This window comes from Flavobacterium suzhouense (assembly GCF_042684765.1).
GTDB classification, from domain to species: domain Bacteria; phylum Bacteroidota; class Bacteroidia; order Flavobacteriales; family Flavobacteriaceae; genus Flavobacterium; species Flavobacterium suzhouense.
Genome location: NZ_JBHUMD010000028.1, coordinates 46266 through 66794, shown reverse-complemented (window position 1 = coordinate 66794; position 20529 = coordinate 46266). Strand labels below are relative to the sequence as shown.

The 20529-nt window shown below is 38.7% G+C and carries 18 protein-coding genes and 1 other RNA gene; 11 read left to right on the top strand and 8 right to left on the bottom strand.

What is annotated here, in order from left to right:
- Nucleotides 1–19 precede the first annotated feature (19 nt).
- The gene (locus tag ACFSR3_RS14880; protein ID WP_379822085.1) at nucleotides 20–3460 is read right to left on the bottom strand and encodes a T9SS type B sorting domain-containing protein; all 3441 of its coding nucleotides are present in this window, start codon (nucleotides 3458–3460) and stop codon (nucleotides 20–22) included.
- Between the two features lie 338 nt (nucleotides 3461–3798).
- On the opposite strand from ACFSR3_RS14880, the gene rpsA reads away from it, so the two are divergent.
- From rpsA to ACFSR3_RS14860, 4 genes are all read left to right on the top strand, one after another.
- Complete coding sequence (gene rpsA / locus ACFSR3_RS14875; RefSeq protein WP_114759281.1) at nucleotides 3799–5577, top strand: 30S ribosomal protein S1; 1779 nt, start codon at nucleotides 3799–3801, stop codon at nucleotides 5575–5577.
- A 122-nt stretch (nucleotides 5578–5699) separates the two neighbouring features.
- Nucleotides 5700–6245 carry a hypothetical protein gene (locus ACFSR3_RS14870; RefSeq protein WP_379822083.1) on the top strand — a complete coding sequence of 182 codons (546 nt, stop codon included), beginning with the start codon at nucleotides 5700–5702 and terminating at the stop codon, nucleotides 6243–6245.
- 129 nt (nucleotides 6246–6374) lie between these two features.
- Entirely contained in the window at nucleotides 6375–6998 is a 624-nt protein-coding gene (locus ACFSR3_RS14865) for a hypothetical protein (RefSeq protein ID WP_379822082.1), read from the top strand.
- A gap of 227 nt (nucleotides 6999–7225) precedes the next feature.
- A complete protein-coding gene (locus ACFSR3_RS14860; protein ID WP_379822081.1) occupies nucleotides 7226–7774 on the top strand; it encodes a fasciclin domain-containing protein in 549 nt (182 codons plus the stop codon).
- Between the two features lie 58 nt (nucleotides 7775–7832).
- On the opposite strand, the gene ACFSR3_RS14855 is transcribed toward ACFSR3_RS14860, so the two are convergent.
- From ACFSR3_RS14855 to ACFSR3_RS14845, 3 genes are all read right to left on the bottom strand, one after another.
- A complete protein-coding gene (locus ACFSR3_RS14855) occupies nucleotides 7833–8003 on the bottom strand; it encodes a hypothetical protein (protein WP_379822080.1) in 171 nt (56 codons plus the stop codon).
- A 94-nt stretch (nucleotides 8004–8097) separates the two neighbouring features.
- Nucleotides 8098–8301 carry a hypothetical protein gene (locus ACFSR3_RS14850; protein ID WP_379822078.1) on the bottom strand — a complete coding sequence of 68 codons (204 nt, stop codon included), beginning with the start codon at nucleotides 8299–8301 and terminating at the stop codon, nucleotides 8098–8100.
- 130 nt (nucleotides 8302–8431) lie between these two features.
- Nucleotides 8432–9529 (bottom strand): glutaminyl-peptide cyclotransferase, encoded by a 1098-nt coding sequence (locus tag ACFSR3_RS14845; RefSeq protein WP_379822077.1) that lies wholly within the window; start codon nucleotides 9527–9529, stop codon nucleotides 8432–8434.
- Between the two features lie 88 nt (nucleotides 9530–9617).
- Between ACFSR3_RS14845 and ffs the strand changes: the two genes are divergently transcribed.
- The 3 genes from ffs to ACFSR3_RS14830 all read left to right on the top strand — a co-directional run bounded on the left by ffs (nucleotide 9618) and on the right by ACFSR3_RS14830 (nucleotide 11286).
- Nucleotides 9618–9716: signal recognition particle sRNA small type (ffs, locus tag ACFSR3_RS14840), an RNA gene on the top strand.
- A 102-nt stretch (nucleotides 9717–9818) separates the two neighbouring features.
- Entirely contained in the window at nucleotides 9819–10796 is a 978-nt protein-coding gene (locus ACFSR3_RS14835) for a polysaccharide deacetylase family protein (RefSeq protein WP_379822075.1), read from the top strand.
- Nucleotides 10797–11112: 316 nt separating this feature from the next.
- A complete protein-coding gene (locus ACFSR3_RS14830; RefSeq protein ID WP_379822074.1) occupies nucleotides 11113–11286 on the top strand; it encodes a DUF1737 domain-containing protein in 174 nt (57 codons plus the stop codon).
- A 6-nt stretch (nucleotides 11287–11292) separates the two neighbouring features.
- On the opposite strand, the gene ACFSR3_RS14825 is transcribed toward ACFSR3_RS14830, so the two are convergent.
- Entirely contained in the window at nucleotides 11293–12195 is a 903-nt protein-coding gene (locus tag ACFSR3_RS14825) for an alpha/beta hydrolase (protein ID WP_379822073.1), read from the bottom strand.
- A gap of 23 nt (nucleotides 12196–12218) precedes the next feature.
- A complete protein-coding gene (locus ACFSR3_RS14820; protein ID WP_379822071.1) occupies nucleotides 12219–13931 on the bottom strand; it encodes a family 43 glycosylhydrolase in 1713 nt (570 codons plus the stop codon).
- A 126-nt stretch (nucleotides 13932–14057) separates the two neighbouring features.
- Between ACFSR3_RS14820 and ACFSR3_RS14815 the strand changes: the two genes are divergently transcribed.
- Complete coding sequence (locus ACFSR3_RS14815; RefSeq protein WP_379822070.1) at nucleotides 14058–14861, top strand: SDR family oxidoreductase; 804 nt, start codon at nucleotides 14058–14060, stop codon at nucleotides 14859–14861.
- A gap of 143 nt (nucleotides 14862–15004) precedes the next feature.
- Nucleotides 15005–15661 (top strand): fructose-6-phosphate aldolase, encoded by a 657-nt coding sequence (gene fsa, locus ACFSR3_RS14810; protein WP_114759291.1) that lies wholly within the window; start codon nucleotides 15005–15007, stop codon nucleotides 15659–15661.
- 125 nt (nucleotides 15662–15786) lie between these two features.
- Here the strand turns inward: fsa and ACFSR3_RS14805 are convergent, their stop codons facing one another.
- Both ACFSR3_RS14805 and ACFSR3_RS14800 read right to left on the bottom strand, forming a co-directional pair.
- Nucleotides 15787–17604 (bottom strand): chloride channel protein, encoded by a 1818-nt coding sequence (locus ACFSR3_RS14805; protein WP_379822068.1) that lies wholly within the window; start codon nucleotides 17602–17604, stop codon nucleotides 15787–15789.
- A 125-nt stretch (nucleotides 17605–17729) separates the two neighbouring features.
- The gene (locus tag ACFSR3_RS14800; protein WP_379822066.1) at nucleotides 17730–18317 is read right to left on the bottom strand and encodes an acyl carrier protein phosphodiesterase; all 588 of its coding nucleotides are present in this window, start codon (nucleotides 18315–18317) and stop codon (nucleotides 17730–17732) included.
- A 138-nt stretch (nucleotides 18318–18455) separates the two neighbouring features.
- Here ACFSR3_RS14800 and glmM point away from each other — a divergent pair, with 138 nt between their 5' ends.
- On the top strand, nucleotides 18456–19844 hold the full coding sequence (glmM, locus tag ACFSR3_RS14795) for a phosphoglucosamine mutase (protein ID WP_379822114.1): 1389 nt from the start codon (nucleotides 18456–18458) through the stop codon (nucleotides 19842–19844).
- A gap of 2 nt (nucleotides 19845–19846) precedes the next feature.
- A complete protein-coding gene (def, locus tag ACFSR3_RS14790) occupies nucleotides 19847–20497 on the top strand; it encodes a peptide deformylase (RefSeq protein WP_379822065.1) in 651 nt (216 codons plus the stop codon).
- Nucleotides 20498–20529 lie beyond the last annotated feature (32 nt).

Sequence of the window (20529 nt, the reverse complement as noted above, 5' to 3'; positions counted from 1 at the left end):
GTCAGATCGTTAAATATTTCTATCGTATCATGGAGAAATGACCTTTAAGTTCCTGTCCGTTCTGGCGTTTTACTACAAACCAATAATCGGTAGCCGGAAGCTTATAGCCATTTAGTGTTCCATCCCAACCTTTGCTGTCAGCTCCAAATCCGGTTATAAGCTTACCGTATCTGTCGTAGATATAGATCAGCATATCAGGTTCGAGTATCGACATGTATATTTTCCAGTATTCGTTAATTCCATCCCCGTTTGGAGTAAAGAATTTAGGATAGGTTAGTATATAAGCATCAAAGGTATCCAGACCACAATCAAATTCGTCTTTAACGTAAATGGTATATTGTCCCGGAGGAAGGTTATTAAAGGTAGGTGAATTTTGGAAATGAATGTTATCAATCGAATACAGGTAGCTGCTTGGTATAGCTGTTGGTTCCATAACAACTGTTATTACATTATCCTGATCGGTCCAGTCTTTTATCGTAACCGTATTAATAACAGGTATCGGTGATTTTACCACTTCCACAGTTTTAGAACCTTCACAGCCTATGTCATCTTTTACGGTAACCGTATAATTCCCTTCATCACTTACGGTAATACTCTCAGGACCAATAATGTTTACTGTTCCCGAATCATTTGTCCATTTGTAATACGGATATCCACTGTCGGCAGTTATGGTAACGTCCTCACCTTCGCAGCCTCCCCATTTTTCTTTCATGTTGAGTACAGGCATAGGGTTAACAGTTAGTTTAAACCATGTAACGGCAGCACAATCAAAGCTCAAATCATGTGTTGCTCTTGCATATATGGTTGCGGTACCTGTTATTAAGTTAGATAGATCCGGAATGGGATTAATACCTGATTCAGCTTCATTTAAAGATGTATGGTAGGTGATGGTTACATCTGACGGATCCTGGTCGTCGAGTATTATTGGTGTATAAGGGGTGATATTGAAAGATTCTTTATTGTCACCATCCTGATCACATAGCGACATACCGTTTAATAATGAAGGGTGCGGAACATATACTAACGGAGGGATTTCAGCTATATTAAATGTTAGTGGCTGAGTGTGATTACAAGGGTCACTGACCTCGACTGTATATACACCCGATGTTAATCCGGAGAATACATTGTTGGTACCATTATCAACTAGGTACGGATCGCCATTATGACTAACGATTTTGTATGTAAGCGGAGGTACGCCTACGGCATCTATCAAAACATCTCCTGAGTTTCCGGAACAGTTTAAGCTAACTGCACCGTTTACAAATAAATCGCCAAAATATTCGAATTCGTAAAGTGTTGGTGTGCAAAACTTGGTTGTTTCTAAATTCTCACCATTTCCGAAAGTTGTAAATTGTTTTATTACCCTAAATTTTCCACTTGGATAAATTAAGTTATAGTGAGTAGTGTTGTTTGTTAGTTTTAATGCATTACTGTCAGCAAGAGTGATACCGGGAACAGGATAGCCAAGAACCTGGGTTCCTTCTTCATATTCGTCTCCGAGTGGATTAGGGTTACGCCACTTTCCGGTAGTTTCGTCCCATAACTGAAGATAAAAGCCTACAAAAGCGGTACCTGTACTCTGATGATTGATAAAAATGTCAAAAGATCCACAATGGGGAATAAGGACATATTCTTCAGTGGTTATTTTGTATTCGGGTACTACAGCATTAGCAAATGTCATCTCTATATCGTCGTCACAGTCATTATGTGCCTTGAATTTATATTGTCCGGGAGGAAGATGATCGATGTAGACTCCTTGACTTGGGATTACATACTGAGTTACTTCATAAGGAAGTGGATGGTCATTACTAAACGCTTCCGGTGCAGCTGTTATTTCTACATAGGTATATCCGTTCGCAGCTCCTGTTAATGCGAGGCTGCCATAGCCAACTTCACAATCAGGACGAGAAAGGTATGACGATACATCTCCTTTATAGGGTAGGATTTTAAAAGGTACAGGAGGATAAGTTACACCACAGGTATCTTTCATAACTATAAAATAATCGCCGGGAGGAAGTCCTCCTACTATAACCTTATCTCTTATTGTATTTTGGTTTACAATATATTGAGATATATCTACATCGTATGTTGTCGAATATTCAGGAGGGCCGGCTGTAATGGCAGCTTCAGCCATTGGGAGACCTGGTATAAAAGCGTCAATGCTTCCGCCTGCAATACAGGTTGAAGGATAGGTAATAACTGTTGGTTCAATTTCAGGAATTTCAAGAGTAACAGTTGGTGTTACTCCATCAGGTGTTCTATTGCAGGTGTCATGAATTTTAACTGTATAGTCGCCAAATGGAAGAGGGTTGTTTTCATCTCCAAAAATTATAGGCATGTCAGCGGCAGTATAGGGGCCGGGATATTGTGCGTTATAGTCGGCAGGATTAAAGCCTGCAGGAGGATTAACAAATTCTAAAGTAAAAGGGCCATAAAATTTTCCAAACCTGTATTTAAGGCCTTTTTGCAAGCAGGCTAGCTCTATCATTTCGCCACTGCCTGTCAGTAGAACATCTATGGGGAATTCATCAGAAGCGATTACAGTTCCGCAGGTGTCTGTAAATTCAATATTATAATGGCAAGGTTCGTTATAATGATAATCAGTAACCAGTATAGCCGTAGCTGCTGTTGCTTCGCCTGCTGTAATAGTTTGATTGTAGGTGCTTACAGTGCCATCATAATGTGTTATTGTAAACTTAGCTGTAAAAGGATAAGTGAGAGCTACATTGTTTGTGCTCAGTAAATCATTTTTGATAGTTAACTTATCGCAGGCCGGTAACTCAATATCAGGAAATTGAGCTGAACTTATTGCGTAATCAGGAATCTCTTCAAAAAGAGTTAATGAGTGTGGGATACCCACACCACAACCATTTGTTATAACTATTGAATAGACTACGTTTTGGGTGAGTCCTGTAAATACATTTGAACTTTGGGGTCCTATATGTGTTCCGTTAGCACCATTAAGTTCATAACTTATGGCGGCTCCGGTTAATACTTCAACTGTTATAGAACCATCGTTACCGCATAGAATCCCTTTTGGTTTCAGGTTAAAAGTCAATGGAGCGGTATTGTCTTCGATAGTTACCTGAACCGGAGGTGTGGGAGGGAGGATTTCTGTTTGCGGAGTTCCGGTGTACTGATGCGCTTCTACTTTATAAATGCCATCCTGCTGTCCTCCAACTGTTGTTGCGGAACTATTATGTACTAAAACCGGTGTTGATGAACCGTTAGGTCCCAGATAATATACGATGTATATAATATTAGCTCCTGGCTGAGCATTTTGTACAGAAAAACTTATGGAGCCATTTCCATTACAGGTTTCGTTCGTAGGGATGGCGGTTACTGTAAAATCCTGTGCTGAGAGCAATAGGGAAGAAAAAAGCAAAAGTGCTGCCAGGGCATATTTCATATATACGAAATACACCTCATTTAAATAGCGTTTATGAGAGTTTAAGTTCATGGTAAAATTAAGTTCTTAACTGACTTAATTTCAAGTTTTTTCCGAAGTCTAAGGTAGAAAAAAAATCATTACTATAAAAAGTATGTTAATTTATTTGATTTAAAACGTTATTATTCTGACAAATGTTGAATTTTATATAAATGTTTTTTCTGATTTTATTTACCTGCTTAAAAATGTGAGTGTTATGCTTGTTTTTGTTTGAAAAAGTTGTACCTTTGCGCACCTTTTGGCAGATATGGTTTCCTTAAGGGATTTAAACAATTTTATGTAAAACGCTTCTGTAGTTTTGCGCTGCACAAGAAACCGGGCTAAACACAGGATACAAATTTTTAATCAGCATGTCTGAACAAATTAAAACACAAGAGGAATTTCTAAAGGATTTTAACTGGCATAACTTCGAAGAAGGTATTGATGCAGTAGACGAACAAAACCTTAGAGAGTTTGAAAATCTTGTTGAAAAAACTTTCATCTCAACCGACAGCGATGAAGTAGTAGAGGGTACTGTAGTAAGAATTACTGACAGGGATGCTATTGTTGATATCAACGCTAAATCGGAAGGTGTTATTTCTCTTAACGAATTCCGTTACAATCCAAACCTTAAAGTAGGTGATAAAGTTGAGGTTCTTATCGACGTTCGTGAGGATAAATCCGGACAACTTGTATTGTCTCACAAAAAAGCACGTACAATCAAAGCATGGGATAGAGTTATCAATGCTAACGAAACTGGTGAAATCGTTAATGGTTTTGTTAAATGCAGAACTAAAGGTGGTATGATCGTTGACGTTTTCGGTATTGAGGCATTCCTTCCGGGATCTCAGATTGATGTTAAGCCAATCAGAGATTACGATCAGTATGTGAACAAAACTATGGAGTTTAAAGTTGTGAAAATCAACCACGAATTCAAAAACGTAGTAGTGTCTCACAAAGCGCTTATCGAAGCAGATATCGAAGTACAGAAAAAAGAAATCATCGGACAACTTGAAAAAGGACAGGTTCTTGAAGGTGTTGTTAAAAACATCACATCTTATGGTGTATTCATCGACCTTGGAGGTGTTGACGGTCTTATCCACATCACTGACCTTTCTTGGAGCCGTATTAACCACCCTAGTGAAGTTCTTGAGCTTGATCAGAAACTTAACGTGGTTATCCTTGATTTCGATGATGAGAAAACAAGAATCCAACTTGGTCTTAAACAACTTCATGCTCACCCATGGGATGCGCTTGACGCAAACCTTGCAGTAGGTGATAAAGTTAAAGGTAAAGTAGTAGTTATCGCTGACTACGGTGCGTTTATCGAAGTTGCTGAAGGTGTAGAAGGTCTTATCCACGTTTCTGAAATGTCTTGGTCTACGCACCTAAGATCTGCTCAGGATTTCGTTAAAGTTGGTGATGAGGTAGAAGCTGTTATCCTTACTCTTGACAGAGATGACCGTAAAATGTCTCTAGGTATCAAGCAACTTACTCAGGATCCATGGACTGACATCACTTCTAAATACCCTGTAGGTTCTAAACACACAGGTATCGTTAGAAACTTTACAAACTTTGGTATATTCGTAGAACTTGAAGAAGGTATCGATGGACTAATCTACATCTCTGACCTTTCTTGGACTAAGAAAATCAAACACCCAAGTGAGTTTGTAAACGTAGGTGATAAACTTGATGTTGTTGTACTTGAGCTAGACGTTGAAGGACGTAAACTATCTCTAGGTCACAAACAAACTCAGGCTAACCCATGGGATAAATATGAAGATTCTTTCGCTGTAGGTACTGTACATACAGGTGAGATTTCTGAAATCGTTGACAAAGGTGCTACTGTAGAGTTCGGTGACGATATTGTTGCTTTCATCCCTACACGTCACCTTGAGAAAGAAGATGGCAAAAAACTTAAAAAAGGTGAGTCAGCTGAATTCAAAGTTATCGAGTTCAACAAAGAATTCAAAAGAGTAGTAGCTTCTCACACTGCTACTTTCCGTGATGAGGAAGAGAAAAATGTAAGAACTGCTCAGGAGTCTAACGCTTCTGCGTCTTCTTCAAACAACGTTGAGAAAACCACTCTTGGTGATATCGACGCTCTTGCTGAACTAAAAGAAAGAATGGAAAAAGGAGAAAACAAATAATCCTTATCCTCTTTAAATATTGAAGCCCCTGTCAATGACAGGGGCTTTTTTTATTCAGTTTTGTTTTTATATTGCTATTTTTCTTACTTTTATAAAAATCAACACTTTAAAAAAAATGAGCTATGAAATTACTCTTGTCAATATCAGTTCTTTTTCTAAGTATAACACTACAGGCACAAACCTATGCTCCTTATACGGGCAACAAGGCCAATGAAACCAAAGTTTCTAAACCGACAAAAAATAAAGATGAAAACAGTAAGCCCGTAATAGCTGAAAAAACACAGATAGAGGAATTAAAAAAGCCTACGGGCGATTTTCAGGACCTTATGAATAAAGCTGTAGAACAGTTTAATCAAAAGGATTATCGTAAAGCGGAGAGTTTTTATACCCGGGCACTCGATGTAAGTACCGAAGAAACAGCATGGAGGGCTTTGCTATCGAGAGCTACCTTATACGGTATAATGAAAGATGATAAAAAAGCTATCGCCGATCTTACAACTGCTATTGATAGCGGAAATACTCCCGAAAAGCAGTTGGCAATGATGTATATGCAAAGGGCAAGGATTGAGGCAAAAAACAAGAACATGGATTATGCCTGCAATGATGTAGCAAAGGCAAAAGCACTTGGTTTACCTGATGTACTCACTCAGGGTGTTGAGTGTAAATAGTGATGTAAATACTGGACTAAAATAGTAAAAGAATGCCCTCTCAACAATAAGAGGGCTTTTTTGTGGTTTAATTTTTGTAGATCTTTATTGTTATTTTTACAATCATCAATTGAAATAAAAAATCCTGTTATGAAAGCACTTTTATTATTTACCGGACTTTTAATGTGTATAAGCATTCAGGCTCAAACCTATGCACCATATTCAGGAAATAAAGCTAATGGAACTAAGGTTTCAAAACCGGTAAAAAATAAACCAGTAGTTACCGAAAAAACACCTGAAAAAGAAAATATAAACTCTAAAATGACTGTTTCAAAAACTGATTCGGCTAAGAATGAGAATAGCAAACCGGTAGTTGCTGAAACAACACGGGAAAACGAAAATACAAAGCCAAAAGAAAGTTATCGGGACTATATGACTATGGCTATTGAACAGCTTCATCAGAAAGATTATCAAAAGGCACTCGATTTTTATGGCCTGGCATTGGGGGTAAGTACGCCGGAATCTACTCATATTGTTTTGAAATCAAGAGCTATATTGTATGCTATAATGAAGGAAGATGAAAAAGCTGTTGCTGATCTTACGAAGGCTATTCAGTATAAGGGTACTCCCGAAACGCAACTGGCAATCCTTTATGTTATGAGGGCGAAAATGTACGCTAATAATAAGAATATGGATCTTGCATGTAAAGATGCCGCTAGAGCTAAGGCCCTTGGAGCATCGTATGAAATGATAAGGGATATTGATTGTCAATAATATTTAATACTGATTGTTTATATTTTTTACTTAAATTAAGGATGGTAAACTGTATGCGGCATAACTAATAGTCTTTTTGTTATTATTTATTTTAAAAAGGATAATGTTGATTCTGAGGAATAAATAACGGCTATTAGTTAAAAAAATCTAAAATTTTGTATTTCCTTAAAACCATGATTGTGTTTATGGCGTATCTGTCACTATAAACTTTTAACAAATAAACAATCATGAAAACTTCAAAATTCTTCGCAGCAGTAATCGTTTTGCTTTTAACCGTAGGTGCTGTTTCAGCGCAAACAAAAATGGTAGGGGGTGCCGCAATGTATCCTAACAAAAATATTATTGAGAACGCCGTAAATTCAAAAGACCATACTACGCTTGTAGCCGCTGTTAAAGCTGCTGGCCTTGTGGAAACACTTCAGGGAAAAGGACCATTTACTGTGTTTGCGCCAACTAATGAGGCATTTGATAAACTACCTAAAGGAACAGTAGAAACTCTTCTTAAACCTGAAAATAAAAAAATGTTACAGGGAGTACTTACCTACCATGTAGTAGCAGGTAAATGGAGTGCTGCTGATGTAATGTCGGCTATCAAGAAAGGTAAAGGGACAGCTGAGGTAACTACAGTGCAGGGTGGTAAACTATGGTTTATGATGGATGGTAAAGACGTTTGGATTAAAGATGAAAAAGGAGGAAAAGCGAAAGTTACTATTGCTGATGTAAACCAGTCAAACGGTGTAATACACGTTATCGATACTGTACTGATGCACAAATAATAAATTAAGTTAGTGTTGGATATGAAAATCCCTGGTGTAAAAGGCACCAGGGATTTTTTTATTTGCCTTCAGGATTATATTTTTTGTGATACGGTCTTGGCGTATATTTCCAGCCGGGAATAGGAGCAATACCTGTTTCCAAGACTTCAATATCAAAGTTTCTTTTAAAATAATAAACATCCTCTCCTAACAACAGATGTAAACCTAAAGGTGGAGTAATGATTAGCACCGCTATAATCCACAGGGTTATCGAAACTGCTTTTTTTATTCTTAAAGGGAATTTTTTGCTTATTGCGTAAATGATTAGAACCCAAAAAGAAAAATTAGCATAAAATATCTGCAAAAAACTCCAGTATAAAAAACTGGTAAGCCATTGAGGTATGAAAAGCAGGACAGGAGTATATAAACGGAAAACCATACATGACATAGTCCGGTGCATCAACAACAAGAACATACCACCACTTTGTAAAACCCGCAAAAGATAGTAAGGTCAGAGGAAGTACAAGCTTTAGCAATAGTTGTTTCATTGGAGAGTTGATTTACAGTTTAAATATATAAACTTAATTACAATAAAAAAGCCACCGGTAGGTGGCTTTAAATATTTTGAGAGTTATTGAGGTTTATCAAATCAACAAATCAACAAACAACCAAATCAACTTAATTGTGTATTCTTATCTCAAACATTTTGTCCCAGTTTTTTCCGGTAACGAAGAATGTTTTGGTTTTAGGGTTGTAAGCGATACCGTTTAGTACGTCTACATCAATGTGCTTCGTGATCTTAGATTTAAGCGCAGAAAGGTCTAATACAGCTTCTACTGCTCCGGTTTTAGGATCTATAACTGCTATAGCGTCTTTTTGATAAATGTTACCGTAAATCTTACCATCTACCCATTCCAGTTCGTTAACATCTTTGATTTTAGTGCCTTTAGTATATACGTTAATGTAGTCTACTTCTTTAAGTGTTTCCGGATCCAGAACGTATATTTTTTCAGATCCGTCAGTCATATACAGGTTAGTGCCATCATTGGTAAGTCCCCAGCCTTCAGTTTGTTTGAAGTAAGGTATCGTTTTAATCTTCTCAAGATTATCCGCATTGTATAGGTAAGCCTCATTGCGCTTATAGGTAAGCTGATAAATTTTGTTGTTCAGCACTGTTGCGCCTTCACCAAAGTTAGCCATATCAAGCTGTGTCTTTTTATATATCTCTCCGGTTTTGTAGTTAATCTTACGGATATCTGATACTGCTCTCTTGCCTGAAGGTCCTGAACCACTACCGGTACTCTCAATAAGAGTGTCACGGTAAAATTCAAGCCCTTGTGTATAGGCTGTCATATCGTGAGGATAAGTATTAACAATATCATATTTTAATAATTTGTAGTCAATACCGCTAACAAGTTCTACGCGGTTACTTACTTCAGCAGTTTCACCTCCGTAGTAAACAAGGGCTTTGATGTTAAGGTAACCCAGTTTTTGATTGTTGAGTGCAAAATCAAACTTCTTATTAGCTGCTGAAGCTCCTGCTTTTTTGTCGTTGATAAAATAAACAACAGAGTCGATTGCTTCTTCTTTTGCGTTAGTAATCTGTAAAGCGAGAGTCTCCTGGGGTTGGTATTGCTGCTTTAAATTAGCGGTATCTATAGCAAATAAGTTGTTTTTATCTTCATTTTTGCCTCCACATGATAAAATTGTTGAGCCAAGGAAGGATAATACTAGTGCACCCAATAAAATGAATACGAATATGTTACGTTTTTTCATGGTTAAAAGAATAATAAAGCCAATATACAATTGTATTTTATATCTCACAATTGCCTTGCGAAAATACAAAAAGATTGTATATTTGCAGCGGCAAGTCCTACACGACCAGCTCCTGTTGACTCCTCCAGGGTGGGAACACAGCAAAGGTAAATGGTTGTAGCGGTGCGATGTAGGTCGCTTGCCATTTTTTATTCTTTTTAGTCGTCTCCTTCGGGAGATTTTTTCGTTTTAAGGCTTCTGTTTATCCTGAGCTTATTAACTTAGTAGAGTTAATTATTACGGTTTTACGATGGCAAAAATCAAAACATTATTTCTTTTAGTTATACTATCATTGAATGGTTTGTGTTCTTTTGCTCAGGAAAAGGTTTCCGACTACGTTGCTTACTACGCATCTGCTAATTATAAAGGAAATGACATTGTTATATTCCGTAAGTTCAGGAAGAATGTCAGGCAGTATTACCTTGTGGTAGATTTAAAAACTCTGAAAACTGCTGTTGTTACTGTATCTGAATTAAAGCCTGTTGAATCTCCAATAGAGCAGCTTTCCAAAACCTATTCAGGAACGCCTTATTTCAAGGCATTGAATTTTGTAAGCAAACAGTCTTTTTCTTTGCAGGATGCAGGTATTATTCATGGTTATCCAAAAGAAAAGGGTATAACATTAACGATCGACCTTTGTCCATCACATAAATCGCTTGACAGGGGTATTTTTACGTCTTTGATAACTGAATTCTCTAAAACAGAACAGCCTGTTCCGGTTGCGCTTTCCATATCGGGGAAATTCATGCTGACTCACAAAGAGGATATCGACTGGCTAAAATCGTTGCAGGAGCAAAAGAAGATTGCGATTACATGGGTTAACCATACTTACAATCATTTTTATGAACCCGGGATTCCACTAACGGAGAACTTTTTGCTTAGTCCGGGAACAAATATCGATTTTGAAGTATTAGCCAATGAACGGCTAATGATTGAAAACGGATTAATTCCATCTGTGTTTTTCAGGTTTCCGGGCTTGATATCAGATAATACAGTGGTTAAAGAAATTACATCTTACGGACTAATTCCTATTGGCAGCGATGCCTGGCTGGCGAAAGGGCAGTCATCAGGGCAGGGGAGTATTGTGCTGATTCATGGTAATGGTAACGAACCTATTGGGGTAAAAGATTTCCTGAAACTATTACAGACCCAAAAACAGGCCGTACTGCAAAAGCAATGGCTGCTGTATGATTTGGGTAGTACAGTGGATAATGAGTTTAAGGATTGATTTTCTGACCACTTCCGATAGCTATCGTGACTCCAAAGGAGAGGAAGATACTTTCATTAAATAAAAATATAATTCTTTTAATGATTACTTTATATAAATTTGGTGTGTTTCAGGAGAATTTGTTCGTAGATTTAGTCTATATATCTAAAAGTAACATTCGGTAAAAAAACTTTTTAGGTATAATCCTATTCAAATAGGTTGGATTGATAAAACTCAGATGTCTTTATATTCTTTCTTAATAAAGGATATTGAAAAGTTACTCCATGAAAAATAAACATATAAGATTTTTAATAGAAACTTTAAAACATAAATAATTATGAAAAAAATGGATGGTTATAAACTGTTAAGTGCAGAAACAATTTATGAACTAGAAATGGAGGTCTCTAAGCTTATTTCTCATGGTTGGTCTGCATTTGAAAGTCCAGTTATTAGCAGAACTAATGATGATAATGTATACTTTTATCAAGCTGTTGTGAGATATTTGGAATAAATGATTCTACAACCACTGATTAGCAATCAGCCAGCTTTTTAAATTTTCCATCCATTTTTCAGAAGTGGTAGGGTTGTTCATGCCATAACCATGACCACCCAATGGGTAAATATGCATTTCGCCATAGATTTTATTTTTCAATAATGCCTGATAGTAAACAATACTGTTATCTACAGGTACGGCGCCATCATCTGCCGAATGGACTAAAAAGGCTTTCGGTGTATCAGGAGTAACCAATAGTTCGTTTGAATATTGGGCAACAAGTTCGGGTGAAGCGTTCTTGCCGATTAGATTTTCACGGCTGCCCATGTGTGTAAGTGCATCTGTGAAACTGATTACAGGGTATATAAGTACAGAAAAATCAGGTCTTAGGGATATATGTTTTGGGTTCTCTATAACTTCTCTTTTATATTGTGTCGATGCCGAAGCTGCCAGATGCCCACCTGCCGAAAAGCCCATTACACCAATTTTCGAAGTATCTATATTCCATTTAGCAGCGTTTTCCCTTACCAGCTGAAAAGCACGCTGTACGTCCTGTAACGGACCTATGGTTTTATCCGGCATAATGTCATCGCCGGGCAGACGATATTTTAATACAAAGGCTGTAATACCCATCTCGTTAAAAGCTTTGGCTACATCAGCACCTTCGTGACCTACTGCCAATACGCCATAGCCTCCGCCCGGACAAATAATCACAGCACTCTTTTGAGCAGATTGTTTCTTGGGCTTATAAATTGTCAGGGTAGGAGTTGTAACATTACTAATGCAGTAAAAGCCATCGTTAGTGATTTTCTCTTTTTTATCTGACGGTTTATTGTTTGGGATTGCTCCGTTGTATAAAGGGAGTACTTCCTGAGCTGACAAGTTCATCATAGCAAACAGGGTAAGAAGTATATATGTTTTTTTCATTGTTTTGTCTCGTTGTGCCTAAATTAATCAATTTTCTTAATGTCAGTTCCTTTGGTGATTCCATTTTCGTTGAAGCTATCTACTACAAAATAGTAATCCCACTGGTTAGAAAGCGAGTTGATCTCAAGTGTGTCTGTACCATATACCTGAAAGTTCTGGAACAGTTCGTCAGGAGTCCTGCCAAAACGGATGTTGTAACCTGTTGCTTTTGTATCGCCTTTCCATTTTAATAGTACCGAGCAACGGTCCTGTGCGTTTCTTTCAATAGTAAGTCCGGTTGCCATAGACGGTTTTTTACCGTTGCCTTTGCCAAACACCCTGAAATCGGAAATTGCAAAAGTACCCGAAGGAGTATGTAGGTTAGTCACTTTCAGGTAGCGTGCTTTAACTGCCTTATCCAATATGCTAAGATCGTGAGGGGCATCGACAGTATTTTTTGATTTATCTACAAGTATTTTCCAGTTTTTGCCATCTTCAGAATACTCAACAATATACTGGTAGTATATACCTTCCTTTCTTCCCTGAATTGTAGTTTTGTTTTCGGCTAAGTTCAATTGCAGGGCATTAATCGTACTCTTTTCGGTAAGGTCTATTGACAGCCATTCCCCTTTGTTGCCTGTCGCAGCACTCCAGTATGTTCTGATGTTTTCGTCGGCTGCCAGTTTTGCTTCATAGCCGTCGGAGTTTGAAGATACAGTTACAGGTTTGTTGTAAGAGAGCAACATCCATTGCGGAACAAAATCAGCTTCTGTTATTCCTTTTTTCTGCGGAATTACCATTGGGTAATCGCCATAGCCGGTATAGGTATATATAGCATCGTTAGTATTAAAGAAAGCAGGGAAAAGGCTTAGCCTGCGTTCAAAATTATGTTTTACAGAGATAGTTGTTGTGGTAATGTGCCAGTAGTTACCGTATTTATCCTTAAACGTAGCACTGTGTCCTGTTCCCGTAGCAAAACCACCAGGTCGGTAAGAGAACGGGTTGTTTTTCATTAGTGTAAATGGACCAAGCGGATTATCGGCAACATACATACCGTCGCTATAGCTTCGGTATTCTGTTCCGGGAGTGGCATATTGCAGGTAATATTTATTGTTGAATTTTGTCATCCATGCTCCTTCGGTCCAGGGTTTATCTTTACTTTTATTAGTGTCACCCGGACGCTCCCATCCATTGTGGTCTGTATCCTCGTTCATGCAGGCTACTGGTTTGCTAATGGGGTTAAGGGTTTTACGGTCAAGTTCAACGCCATAAATAGGATTTATGTTAGAGCAGCCATAGTACATATAGAGCCTTCCGTCATCATCAAGAAAAAGATCTGGGTCCGTTAGTGGGATAGGAAATCCTTCGTTTACTACCTGCCATTTTCCTGACTTTGGATTGGACGATTTGAATATTTTACTGCTGGGTGAATCCTGAGTAGAAGCAAGAAAGTAAATCGCATCATCCATTACTACGGCTGCCGGTGCATAATCTTCAAACGGCAGGTCGGGAGAAGTAATAAAATTCCAATCGGCAAGATTTGTCGAATGCCAGTAGCCGCCCGATTTCGAGGCAAAAATATAGTATTCGTCTTTATAGGTAACTATTACCGGATCGGCAGCTTCGCGGCGTGAAGGAGCATCAAGGCAAAAGCGATAGCTAAGGTTAAGCGGGTTACAGATAACGGGTGTTTTTTGCTGGGCAAAAGCAGTAAGCCCGGCCAATAGTAATGCGGCAAGGTATAATTTATTGGTCATGAGTTATTTGTTTGTTGCGGATGCTAATATAGTCATTTTGACAATAAGTGTGGTTTGAAGCTTAAAAAAGACTAACTTGTTATTCTCTTTCATATACCCTATTTTCGCAATCCAAACATTTTCATAATGAGCAAAGTTATTTTAATTACCGGCGGTTCGTCGGGTATAGGCAAAGCAATAGGCGAATTTCTTCATGACAAAGGTTATACAGTATATGGTACAAGCCGAAAGCCCGAACAGGTTATCCGTTCGGTATTTCCTCTTGTAGCGCTTGACGTACGTAATGCCGAAAGCATTAGTGAAGCTGTTGCAGAGGTTATAGCTAAAGCGGGAACCATAGATGTACTTATAAATAATGCAGGAGTGGGTATTACAGGGCCTTTGGAAGAAATTCCGGCTGATGAAATACGCAATAACTTTGAAACGAACCTGTTTGGTCCTGTTGAGGTTATGAAGGCAGTACTTCCGCAAATGAGAGCTCAAAAAAGTGGTCTTATCATTAATGTAACTTCAATAGCAGGTTACATGGGGCTTCCATATCGTAGTGTTTATTCGGCGAGTAAAGGAGCGCTGGAACTTATCAGTGAGGCTTTGCGTATGGAAGTTAAACAGTTTGGCGTAACCATAACTACGGTTGCTCCCGGGGATTTTGCTACTAATATTGCGGCAGGGCGTTACCATGCTCCTGTTGTAAAAGGATCGGCTTATGAAAAGGTATATGGCGATATTCTTGCTACTATGAATGATCATGTTGATGCCGGTAGCGATCCGGTGCAAATGGCAGAGGCGGTATATGCGATAATGAAGACTCCTAACCCTGAAGTACATTACAAAGTAGGCGCTTTTATGCAGAAGTTTTCAATTGTTCTTAAGCGAATTCTTCCGGGTAAAACCTATGAAAAGATGCTAATGAAACACTATAAGCTTTAATTAATATAGTTGTAAGATAATGAACAGCATAGCCTATTGCTATACTGTTTTTTGTTATATAAAAAACGTTTGAAATTATTGCATCGTGGTTTATAAATTGTAGCTTTGTGCAACTTTTATATCCACAAACAAAAGAGAATACGATGAAATTTTTTATTGACACTGCAAACCTTGCACAGATTAAAGAAGCTCAGGAACTTGGTGTTCTTGATGGGGTAACTACAAACCCTTCGCTTATGGCAAAGGAAGGTATTACAGGTAAGGACAACATCCTGAAACATTATGTCGACATATGCAATATTGTGGATGGTGACGTGAGTGCTGAGGTTAATGCCCTTGATTTTGAAGGAATGGTAAAGGAAGGCGAAGAACTTGCTGATCTTCATGAGCAGATTGTTGTAAAACTGCCTATGACCAAAGACGGCGTTAAGGCTGCTAAATATTTTGCAGACAGAGGTATTAAAACCAATGTAACCCTTGTATTCTCTGCCGGTCAGGCTATACTTGCTGCAAAGGCAGGTGCTACGTATGTATCACCATTTGTTGGTCGCCTTGATGATGTTTCTACAGATGGTCTTGGTCTTATCGAAGAGATTCGAATGATCTATGATAATTATGGGTATGAAACACAAATACTTGCTGCTTCTGTACGTCATACAATGCACATTGTTAACTGTGCAAAAATTGGAGCCGATGTTATGACAGGTCCATTATCTGCAATTACCGGTTTATTGAAACATCCACTTACAGATATCGGACTGGCACAATTCGTTGCCGATTTCGAAAAAGGAAATAAATAATATACTGATCGGTATATTATTTCGACAATATAAAAAACGGGCAGTCATTTTTGACTGCCCGTTTTTTTATGCTTCAAAGAAGCGTATTTTATCTTTTTGAAAAACCAAATTCAGGTAATCTGAAATTACTCAATCAGCATTTCTTTTAATTTAGTCCTGTAAGCCTCCAGTATTTTAGTCTTTGAAATGAAACCGTAATAGCGATCCTCTTTTATAAGTGGAAGATAGTCAGTATTTGATATGTCGAATTTATCCATTATCATTTCAATTGAATCTTCCATACAGGCCACCTCGGCAGGTACTGTCATTAGGTCTGCCAATGGAGTGTATTTCACCTGAAACGCATTGAAAAGTATAGGTCTTACCTTTTCAAAATCTATAACGCCAATTAATTTACGCTTATCATCGATAACAGCGAACTGTGCTTGTGGCGTAGTAGCTATGAGGCTTATCAGGTCTTCAGTTTTCTGATTTAGTGTAAGTGGTTGTACTTCAGTATCAATGACTTTAAGAATATCAATTCCGGATAGTATGTTTTTATCCTTATCAGAGGTAAATACCTGACCCTTAGCTGCTAAATGTTTAACGTCCATAGAGTGTTTTTCGAATTGTTTTGATACTGCAAAACTAACCGACGAAACGATCATAAGAGGAACCATAAGCCCATAACCACCTGTAATTTCACCAATCAGGAACATAGCAGTTAATGGTGCATGGAATAGCCCGCTCAATATTCCGGCCATACCAACAATAGTAAAGTTGGCTACCGGTATATTCTCAAACCCTAAGAGAGTGAAGAACTTAGCGACTAAAAAACCAAGGTAAGAGCCTACGAAAAGCGATGGGGCAAAGTTTCCACCGTTACCACCACTGGCCAGGGTAAGTCCTGTTGCATAAGCTTTTACAAGCATCGTAGCGCCAACAAATAGCAATAAAACCCAACCATTATCCCTGAACTGTTCCAGAATGGTATTGTCAAGAAGTTCCTGGGGGGTGTCATTGGCAAGTGTCTTAATGGTTTCATATCCCTCCCCAAAAAGCATAGGGAATACAAATATTAGTCCGGCAAGAGGTAGTGCTCCATAAAGTGCTTTCCGGTAGCCTTTTATGCGGAGCTTTTCAAAATGAGCCTCTACTTTTTGGAAAGTACGTGCATGATATAGTGATACAAATCCTGCCAGCAATCCGATAAGTACATAGTAGGGTATATTGTGGTAATCGAATTCATATTGGTCTTTAAATGATAGTAGTACCTCTTCGTTGATTACAATGTTAGATACAAGAGCACCTGTTGCTGCAGATATCATAATAGGGATAAAAGCTGTAATGGCTACGTCAGTGAGCACTACTTCAATTGCGAATAGCACTCCTGCAATCGGGGCATTAAAGGCAGCTGCAATACCGGCAGCTACTCCACAGGCTAACAACAGGATACGATCTTTTTGTGAGAGTTTATAGTTTTGAGCAAAGTTAGACCCGAATGCCGCTCCCGTAATGGTTATGGGAGACTCAAGTCCTGCAGATCCTCCCAAGCCGACAGTAAGTGAGCTTGTTATGATCTGAGAATACATTTGTTTACGTGGCATGATTCCGCCTTTTTTGGCAACGGCATAAAGTATGCGCGAGCTACCCTTTTCAATTTTGCCATCCAGCAGGCGTTTCACTACCCATACTGTAAGCAAGATACCCACAACAGGCAGTATACTGTTTATGTAAGGTAATTTAAGATATTTGTTTACATAAGTAGCCAACAGAAAAACGTTGTGGGCAAAACTTTTTAGGATAATTACAGCAAATGCCGTAGAAATAGCAACTACTACACACGAAAGGTACATAAAATGCCTTTCAGAAAGTAGATTTTTAAGTATAAAGAACAGGGTTTCAAGGCGGCGCAGGCTATTACGGAAAAATAATCTGACCTTTGAAACTTTACGGTTTTGCATGTTTTGTGACTAAAATGTTGGGGATTTTTTAAAAATGCTAAGTTAAGCCATTCGTTAAAAAATACCTAAGCATTATATGTTTTTTAAGGCTAAAATCGTGATAGGGTAGCTTATAATGCCTATGCTCACTTATTTATTTCATCAAATTTTTCTTTGACATGGACTTTCATATCCTCAAAAAAAGCAGTAAACTCAGTTTCATATTCTTTGTAGAATTCCAGTAACTCATCTACTGAAGTCCGCATACCGGATTTGTTTTTGGTGCGGTTATCCATTTGGGTCAGTATGCGGGCAATACCTTCAACAGTGGCATAGCTGACAAGCCAGTTGTATTGAACCATATACGGCATAAGGCCTTTGGTTTTTTCGGTCAGGATTTCATAATTGTCTTCCAGCGATTTGTAAAATGCTAGTGTATAATCTAAAAGAGGCTGATTATGATAGTCTGACCAGTTCTTTGCCAGAAAATGATCGTAAAAAATATCCATGATAACACCTGCGTAATGGTGGTAGCGGGCATGCAGGCGTTTAGTACCCTGTCTGAAAACAGGGTGAGCGTCGGTATAAGTGTCAATGGCACGGTGCAGCATAATTCCTTTCTGCACATCGGCGGGAAAGTTTTCGGGTTTTCCGTGAATGCCATCAGCCATGAAATTACCAATTTTAATAAGGTCGTTATCGCCTGAAAGGTATATGTGAGCAAGAAAGTTCATAGGTACAATATAGCGAAAAGTTTCGTAGTTTCAAATGCTTTGTAACTTTCATTTTCCCGGTTGATAAATTCCCACGTAAACTAAATGGAAAAAGAAGGGCTATCGCTTATATTTGCCTTACTAAAATTTGTAACCAAAATGACATTAATCAAATCTATATCAGGTATCAGAGGTACAATCGGTGGTCAAACCGGAGATAACCTGACACCACTTGATGCTGTAAAATTTGCCGCTGCTTATGGCACATGGCTGAAAAACCATACTAAAAGAGATAAACTTACCGTAGTTATAGGACGTGATGCACGTATATCGGGGCCAATGATACAAAGCCTTGTAGTTAATACATTAGTTGGTCTGGGTATCGATGTTATCGATCTTGACCTTTCTACAACCCCTACGGTTGAGGTAGCTGTTCCGCTTGAGAAAGCCGATGGAGGTATCATCCTTACAGCAAGTCACAACCCAAAACAATGGAATGCACTGAAGCTGCTTAACGAAAAAGGAGAGTTCCTTAGCGGTGCCGATGGCGCTAAAATATTAGAAATCGCTGAAAGCGAAGCTTTCGATTTTGCCGATGTAGACAGCCTTGGAGAAGTAACCCGCAACGATGCGTATATGGACATCCATATCGATGAGGTGCTGGAACTACCTTTAGTAGATGCTGAAATCGTAAAACAAGCCGGCTTTAAAGTAGTTGTTGATGGTGTTAACTCGTCAGGAGGTATCATTATTCCTAAATTGCTTGAGCAGATGGGAGTTGAGGTAGTACGTTTATATTGTACACCTGACGGACATTTTCCACACAATCCAGAACCACTTAAGGAACACCTTGGCGATATCTGTAAGCTGGTGGTGGAAGAGAAAGCACATTTTGGTATCGTAGTCGATCCGGATGTTGACCGTTTGGCATTTATATCTGACGATGGTGAGATGTTTGGTGAAGAATACACCCTTGTTGCTGTTGCTGATTATGTATTAAGCAAAACACCCGGTAATACAGTTTCTAATATGTCGTCTTCACGTGCACTACGTGATATCACCCAAAAACATGGCGGAACTTACGAAGCCAGTGCAGTAGGGGAGGTGAACGTTGTGGAAATGATGAAAAAGAATAACGCTATCATAGGCGGCGAAGGTAATGGTGGTATCATTTATCCTGAGCTTCACTATGGTCGTGATTCACTGGTGGGAGTGGCTTTGTTCCTGACGTATCTTGCTGAAAAGAAAATGAGCGTGGCTGCTCTTAGAGCATCTTACCCTCAGTACTACATGAGCAAAAATAAGATTGAGCTTACACCACAAATTGATGTAGATTCCATCCTTGTGGCTATGGCAGATAAATATAAAAACGAACAGGTGAGCACTGTTGATGGTGTGAAAGTTGATTTTGCCGAAGATTGGGTGCACCTGAGAAAATCGAATACTGAGCCTATCATCAGGATCTATACTGAAGCTCATACACAGCAAAAAGCCGATGAGCTTGCGGTAAGGATTATCGATGAGATCAAAGCAGTAGCGGGAATCTAATCATGAAAAAAGCGGTATTAACCTCATTATTCCTGATGCTGGTGGTTTCGGTTGAAGCCCAAAAGCTTTCTGAAACCGAGCGTAGCATTATTTCTTCTGGCGGTAAGAAAGATATGATGCGTGTGCTTCAGATTACCGATCCGGCCGATGCTAAGATACTTAAAGGAGCATCTATAGATATCGGACTGAAGGAAGAATTGCTGCCATTGCTACTGGATCGTATGCTGGCAACTGTAAATGACCCTGCCAATACCGGCGTGGGTATTGCTGCGCCACAGATTGGCATTAACCGTAATGTGATATTGGTTCAGCGTTTTGATAAGCCCGGTGAACCGTTTGAGGCATATATCAACCCTAAAATAAAATGGAGGTCGGCATTGCTGCGAAAGGGAACCGAAGGTTGCCTCTCAATAGCAGACATAAGGGGAGATGTGTTACGTCATTATACCGTCGAACTTGCTTACTATGACCGCAATGGGCAGCATCATGAAGAGATAATTGAGGGCTTTACAGCGGTTATCTTTCAGCATGAGACCGATCACCTGATGGGGATTCTGTTTACCGACAGGTTGGAACAGCAAAAAGCTATTGAATATTCCCTGATTAATGGTGAAGTCAATCTTTACCTTGAAAACAGACTGAAAAGACAGTAATTGATTATTTCTGTCGTTATTGATATAATTTA

Excerpts from the sequence above, each read along its gene's own strand:
- ACFSR3_RS14865 (WP_379822082.1), top strand. The coding sequence starts at position 6,375 with ATGAAAGCACTTTTATTATTTACCGGACTTTTAATGTGTATAAGCATT.
- ACFSR3_RS14830 (WP_379822074.1), top strand. The coding sequence starts at position 11,113 with ATGAAAAAAATGGATGGTTATAAACTGTTAAGTGCAGAAACAATTTAT.
- glmM (WP_379822114.1), top strand. The coding sequence starts at position 18,456 with ATGACATTAATCAAATCTATATCAGGTATCAGAGGTACAATCGGTGGT.
- def (WP_379822065.1), top strand. The coding sequence starts at position 19,847 with ATGAAAAAAGCGGTATTAACCTCATTATTCCTGATGCTGGTGGTTTCG.
- ACFSR3_RS14870 (WP_379822083.1), top strand. The coding sequence starts at position 5,700 with ATGAAATTACTCTTGTCAATATCAGTTCTTTTTCTAAGTATAACACTA.
- ACFSR3_RS14845 (WP_379822077.1), bottom strand. The coding sequence starts at position 9,529 with ATGAAAAAACGTAACATATTCGTATTCATTTTATTGGGTGCACTAGTA.
- ACFSR3_RS14835 (WP_379822075.1), top strand. The coding sequence starts at position 9,819 with ATGGCAAAAATCAAAACATTATTTCTTTTAGTTATACTATCATTGAAT.
- ACFSR3_RS14820 (WP_379822071.1), bottom strand. The coding sequence starts at position 13,931 with ATGACCAATAAATTATACCTTGCCGCATTACTATTGGCCGGGCTTACT.
- ACFSR3_RS14850 (WP_379822078.1), bottom strand. The coding sequence starts at position 8,301 with ATGAAACAACTATTGCTAAAGCTTGTACTTCCTCTGACCTTACTATCT.
- rpsA (WP_114759281.1), top strand. The coding sequence starts at position 3,799 with ATGTCTGAACAAATTAAAACACAAGAGGAATTTCTAAAGGATTTTAAC.
- ACFSR3_RS14805 (WP_379822068.1), bottom strand. The coding sequence starts at position 17,604 with ATGCAAAACCGTAAAGTTTCAAAGGTCAGATTATTTTTCCGTAATAGC.
- fsa (WP_114759291.1), top strand. The coding sequence starts at position 15,005 with ATGAAATTTTTTATTGACACTGCAAACCTTGCACAGATTAAAGAAGCT.
- ACFSR3_RS14880 (WP_379822085.1), bottom strand. The coding sequence starts at position 3,460 with ATGAACTTAAACTCTCATAAACGCTATTTAAATGAGGTGTATTTCGTA.
- ACFSR3_RS14815 (WP_379822070.1), top strand. The coding sequence starts at position 14,058 with ATGAGCAAAGTTATTTTAATTACCGGCGGTTCGTCGGGTATAGGCAAA.
- ACFSR3_RS14800 (WP_379822066.1), bottom strand. The coding sequence starts at position 18,317 with ATGAACTTTCTTGCTCACATATACCTTTCAGGCGATAACGACCTTATT.
- ACFSR3_RS14825 (WP_379822073.1), bottom strand. The coding sequence starts at position 12,195 with ATGAAAAAAACATATATACTTCTTACCCTGTTTGCTATGATGAACTTG.
- ACFSR3_RS14860 (WP_379822081.1), top strand. The coding sequence starts at position 7,226 with ATGAAAACTTCAAAATTCTTCGCAGCAGTAATCGTTTTGCTTTTAACC.